Here is a 5449-nt window from a genome sequence, read left to right as displayed (position 1 = left end):
CCGGCCGATGCGATGCTCACCGGGCTTTGAGGTGAACCCGGCACAACGGGCGTAATATGGAACCACTGCGAACAACCTTCGCTCATAAGTGGTAGGTGCGGTGGACAGGCGAAACGTTCGTCGTCCATCGCCCCCTCAAGGAGAACCCTATGCCCTGGTACGCCTGGTTAATTCTGATTGTTGCAATCGGCTCGATCGTGGGTGGCTTGATGATGCTGCGCGACACCGCCCACAAGGTCGAACTGACGGATGAACAACGCAAGCGTGTTGCCGAGCGCAATGCCGAGATGGATGCGAAGGAGGCCAAGGATCGTTGATTGCGGCCCTGCCCAACACTTTGGCGGTGAGTTTGTGGCGAGGGGATTTATCCCCTCGCCACAACGGCCTGCACATAGACGGCCAACGCCGCGCTACTTCTCCCAATCAGCCTTGGCAATCTGCAAGCCATGCAGCCCCTTGTACGCCGCCCGCTCAGGCTGGCTCCAGCCCGACAGCAATGAATCCTCCAATCGATAGATCTCCACCCCCAACGGACGACAGACACTGAGGGGATCCTGCGCATCCGGCCCCCACATCGCGAGCGACAGATCGCCGCCGGGGCAAGTGGACAAGGCACACAGCAAATCGATCTCGGCAAAAAACTCCAAATAATCGCCCTTCTTCGCCGGACAGGCCTTCATGAAGTACATGTCGTCATGATTGAGCCCAGTACACTGGAAAATATTCAGCACATCGTGCACATCGAACTCGGTCAGCCCATGGGGTAATACCGCACGGGTCAGGTTCGAGTGGCAGTGATGGTGAAAATCCTCGCCGGTCAGCATCCTGTTCACGTACGGATCACAGCGCGTCCCCAGCAGGTCGTGCAATCGTCCACCATGCTCGTCGATGCCATAATCGGCCAGACTGTCATCGGTAATGGTCACCAATGGACGCAAGAATGGCAGGTTCGACCACAACCGATCATGAGTGCTGACATGAGCGCCCTGCAGCTGACGCGTGCGCGCAGCCCACAGGCGTTCCCGTGGATCGTGGGCATTCCACACGTTGAAGTCCCCCACCTGCGGGCCCACCGGAGTCGTAACGCGGAACACATGCCCGGCGGGTACGTGCCAAGCGCGGCCGGTACGGATGGGGACCTCGAACTGTTCGATCAGGGTGCGCTTGTCCTGCTGGGTTCGGATGCGGTCGTAGAAGGGTTTGTCCACTTGCAGGGCCGAGCCTTTGCTGACTTGGTAAGCGGCTGGGTAGTTTTTGTGCATGGGGTGGGTCCTTGATCTGAGGTGGTTGGCGGGGACGAAGCTCCAAAAGGCGGATGGTCGAACCTAGACCAAGACGCATCCGATCATCGTTTTAAGTGGCATTGGGCCAAAATGCAAAAAGGCCAGTCATATTTCGACCGGCCTCTTTCACCATCACACCTCAGTTCACTTCCAGCTTGTCACGATTCCTGTCGAGAATCGCCTTGCCAATCCCCTTGACCTCCAGCAACTCCTCTACTGAAGAGAAGGCTCCATTACTCTCGCGATACGCAACAATCGCATCAGCCTTGGCCTTGCCTATCCCCGCCAGTTCGCGTTGCAGCGTAGCGGTGTCCGCCACGTTCAGATCCACCTTGACGCCTTGCGGTTTAGCCGACAGTTCCAATGCCTGCGGCGCCGCCGTCGTCTCGGGCTTGACCGCGGGCGCAGCGATAACAGCTATAGAGGCGCTGGTTAGAAGGGCAAAAACCAGAGAGTAGAAATAGCCTGTACGCATAAGTGACGCTCCATGACATCGTTAAGAGAGAAGCAGCTTTTCCGAAGCTGCTTCTCAAACTTAGGCGATGATGGGGGGCTGTCAAAAGTGTGTACGTTACAGCGTGTGTAACAATCAGGGTTCCAGTCGGCGCTGTTGATTCATCCAGTCGACAATCTCGCCATCAGGTGTGTAGCCATTAACCGACTCGCGCAACAACTGACGCACCCGCCCATAATCATCAGCCTTTACGGCGATGAGCAGATCATTCAGTTTCAGCTTCAAAACATCCCAAGGCAGATGGTCTTCATTGGCCTTCATGATCATGGGATGGTCGGTCGCAGCGACGTTATCGCCAATCAACAGTTCTTCATACAGCTTCTCGCCGGGCCGCAGACCGGTGAACTCAATGGAAATATCTCCTTGAGGATTGCGCTCCGAACGAATGCTCAAGCCTGACAGGTGAATCATCTTCTCCGCCAACTCGACGATCTTGATCGGCTCCCCCATATCCAGCACGAACACATCCCCGCCCTGTCCCATGGAGCCAGCCTGAATCACCAACTGTGCAGCCTCTGGGATAGTCATGAAGTAGCGGGTGATTTTCGGGTGCGTGACCGTCAGAGGGCCACCGGATTTGATTTGGCGATGAAACAAAGGAACAACAGAGCCCGATGAGCCCAAAACATTGCCGAAACGAACCATCGTGAACCGGGTTTTGTTGACCCGAGAAATGTTGGCTGCATCACCAAACAGTGCCGGCGCAACCTCTTTACTCAGCGCTTGAAGCGTCAACTCGGCCAAACGCTTGGTACTGCCCATGACATTCGTCGGCCGGACGGCCTTGTCCGTAGAAATCAGTACGAAGTTTGAAACCCCCGACTGCAGGGCGGCTTGAGCAGTGTTAAGCGTGCCGATGACATTATTCAACACGCCCTCGGCAATATTGTGCTCGATCATAGGCACATGCTTGTAGGCGGCAGCATGATAAACCGTATCCACACTCCAGGTTTCCATCACATCAAGCAGCTTCTTTTGATAGCGGACGGACCCTAGAATGGGCACCAGCTTGACCGACGTAGGCTCCCGAGAGGCGGGTGGGTCCAGCTCAGAAAGAATGCTGTAGAGATTGAACTCGCTGTGCTCAAACAACAGAAGCGTGCTCGGCCCCAAGGAAAAAATCTGTCGGCACAACTCCGAACCAATGGACCCGCCAGCCCCCGTCACCATCACCGTCTTGCCTTTGATACAGCGCTCAAGCAAATCGGCCTGGGCCGGTACGGCATCGCGACCGAGCAAATCAGCGATATCCACTTCCTGGATATCGTCCACCTTCACCCGTCCACTGGCCAGATCCGTGAAATTCGGCACGCTACGCACGTGAAGCGGAAAGCCTTCCAGGAAATTCAGAATCTCCCTACGACGCGCACGAGTAGATGACGGTAGGGCCAGGAGGATTTCCTCAGCACCGGTGGCATCGATCATCTGTTGGATGTGTTTAGGTTTGTAGACATGGAGGCCTGAGATAGAGCGATGCGCGATACTTGAGTCGTCGTCGATGAACGCTACGGGACGCATCACTCGGCCCATGCGCAACGCAGCAACCAGCTGATTACCCGCCACCCCCGCACCATAGATGGCAACTTTGGTCAAACCATCATCCCGGCTGGTGAACGGCACGTGCTGAGCGGCGGTGAACCAGTCGCCCATGAAGTACTGGCGCATACACAGACGTAGCCCGCCGAGGATCACCAGGCTCAGCCACCAATAATTGAAGATGATGGAGCGCGGGACGATGGCTTGGTGGTTGCTGTACCAATAGACGACAACCGCCAGGATCAGGGATGACAGACTCACTGCTTTGACGATAGCGATCAGCGCATCATTACCGAAATAGCGCATGACGGCGCGGTACATGCCAAAGCGTATGAAAAGCGGGATAGCAACGAGCGGGGCAAAGGCGAAAAGCCATAGATGAGCACGAAATGGGTTGTACATGTCATCAATGCCAAGCCGGACAATGAATGCCAGAAATAAAGCAAGCCACACCAACACCGTATCGGTGGCAACCTGGATCAATCTTTTTTGCCACCAGCGGAGTTCAAGTAAATACACCCTGACTTTATCCATATCCGCCCACCACCTCAGCAATCTCTCTTATTTTGGCTGTATCGCTCAATTAAGCATCCGGTAAAGAAATGGGACTTTAAAGAAAAGTAGCAAAACGATTCGTCAGTTTTTTAACGAATTGCTCTCCGGTTGACCTGCCTGATACTTCATTGCCAACATAATCAGCGGTGCATAAGCCAATACGATTCCGCCGATTCCGTCCAGCTTGTAATACACCACACAAAACGCTATTGGCAGCAACCAAAACAAATTAATAAAGCCCACCGCCAAAGTGACAGGCAGATGCTTGCCATATCGACGCGATGCAAATTGATAAGCATGACTGCGATGCGCTTCGTAAATTTTATCCCCCCGAACAAAACGACACAGCAGCGTGAACGTCGCATCGACGATGAAAACGCCTAAAAGTATCAACCAGCCCCAAAAAAGACTGGGCGAAAGCCAGGCCGCCTGAAGCGTTAACATACCGATCATCAGCCCCAGAAATCCACTCCCAGCATCCCCCATAAAGATTTTTGCCGGTGGCAAATTCCAGCAGAGAAACCCTGCGACGCAAGCAACCAGCAGAACCAAGGGCCCAATGTGATCCGACGCATTGCTCACCCAGTATAGTAGACAACCTCCAAGGCAGACCGTGATTGCTTCAACAGCGGCGATGCCATCGATGCCGTCCATGAAATTGTAAAGATTGAGCATCCAGACCAGATATATCACTGCCAGTAGAGACCCGTACCAACCCAGCTCCAAGCTGACACCAAACAGGCTGATAGGCGGCAATCCTCCAAGCCAGTAAATTCCCCAGATCGCCGCAAAAAAATGTGCCAACAAACGCCATCGCGCAGCGACATGCCGATGATCATCGAGAAAGCCGATAACGGCGGTTAGTGCTCCAGCACCCGCCAAGGCAGAAAAAGTTGTGCGGGCAATCAGGTCTCCCGTGAACAGAACCATCAAAGCTACGAGAAACGTCAGTACGATCGCCACGCCGCCACCACGCGGCGTGGATACCGAATGGGAACTACGGTCATTCGGGACATCCAGCAAACTTCGAGAAAGGGCATAACGGCGCAAAATGGCAGTAAGCACATAGGAGAGAACGAATAAAGCCAGAATAAGCCATCCATAACACATGGTTTCCAGGGCTCCAAAATAAGATCCTCACCATCACCGGATATAAGAGTTTATTCGAAGATGATGGATGGTGGAAAACAAGTCACAATGAACTCAATAGAAATATCCATATTTCTAAGCTGCACTTAGTACTGACCACACCGAAGAGCAGTAGTACCCCTCGATTAAACCAGCACCGAACAAATCACCATAATCTCCTTGCAAAGATTATAAAAACCACGCGCACCGACTTCGCGAAAAATAATGTCGCACACCCTGAGCAGGAAAGCCAGTGACAACATCGTGGGGAGCTTCTGCAGAGTTGTCGCCACCATGGTTGGAGCTTTAATCGGTCAAAAAACTATGTAAATCGAGTTCAGGTTTACGCTTCATGCTCCCCAGATGATCAGAGGCTGAGTTCTGGTCCTGCTATTGGCGCCTGATACTCAACCTCAATTTCAAGTTGGCAGAA

At 53.7% G+C, this 5449-nt stretch carries 5 protein-coding genes; 1 reads left to right on the top strand and 4 read right to left on the bottom strand.

Annotated features, from left to right (window positions below; genetic code table 11):
• The first annotated feature begins 149 nt into the window (after positions 1-149).
• Positions 150-317: a DUF2897 family protein gene (locus GSM73_RS06865; RefSeq protein ID WP_014337248.1), complete on the top strand. Its 168-nt coding sequence runs from the start codon at positions 150-152 to the stop codon at positions 315-317.
• Positions 318-410: 93 nt separating this feature from the next.
• On the opposite strand, the gene GSM73_RS06860 is transcribed toward GSM73_RS06865, so the two are convergent.
• The 4 genes from GSM73_RS06860 to GSM73_RS06845 all read right to left on the bottom strand — a co-directional run bounded on the left by GSM73_RS06860 (position 411) and on the right by GSM73_RS06845 (position 4998).
• Positions 411-1262, bottom strand: a complete 852-nt coding sequence (locus tag GSM73_RS06860; RefSeq protein WP_076385742.1) for a DUF1989 domain-containing protein — start codon at positions 1260-1262, stop codon at positions 411-413.
• Positions 1263-1422: 160 nt separating this feature from the next.
• On the bottom strand, positions 1423-1758 hold the full coding sequence (locus GSM73_RS06855; protein WP_076385744.1) for a helix-hairpin-helix domain-containing protein: 336 nt from the start codon (positions 1756-1758) through the stop codon (positions 1423-1425).
• A 114-nt stretch (positions 1759-1872) separates the two neighbouring features.
• Positions 1873-3867: a nucleoside-diphosphate sugar epimerase/dehydratase gene (locus GSM73_RS06850; protein ID WP_160891946.1), complete on the bottom strand. Its 1995-nt coding sequence runs from the start codon at positions 3865-3867 to the stop codon at positions 1873-1875.
• A 102-nt stretch (positions 3868-3969) separates the two neighbouring features.
• A complete protein-coding gene (locus tag GSM73_RS06845) occupies positions 3970-4998 on the bottom strand; it encodes a glycosyltransferase family 4 protein (RefSeq protein WP_076385748.1) in 1029 nt (342 codons plus the stop codon).
• Between the last annotated feature and the right edge of the window lie 451 nt (positions 4999-5449).

The sequence above is a fragment of the Pseudomonas sp. PICF6 genome, assembly GCF_009831705.1.
In the GTDB taxonomy this organism is placed as follows: domain Bacteria; phylum Pseudomonadota; class Gammaproteobacteria; order Pseudomonadales; family Pseudomonadaceae; genus Aquipseudomonas; species Aquipseudomonas rhizophila.
The sequence above is the reverse complement of the archived record's forward strand: the minus strand, read 5'-3'. Positions and strand labels throughout refer to the sequence as shown.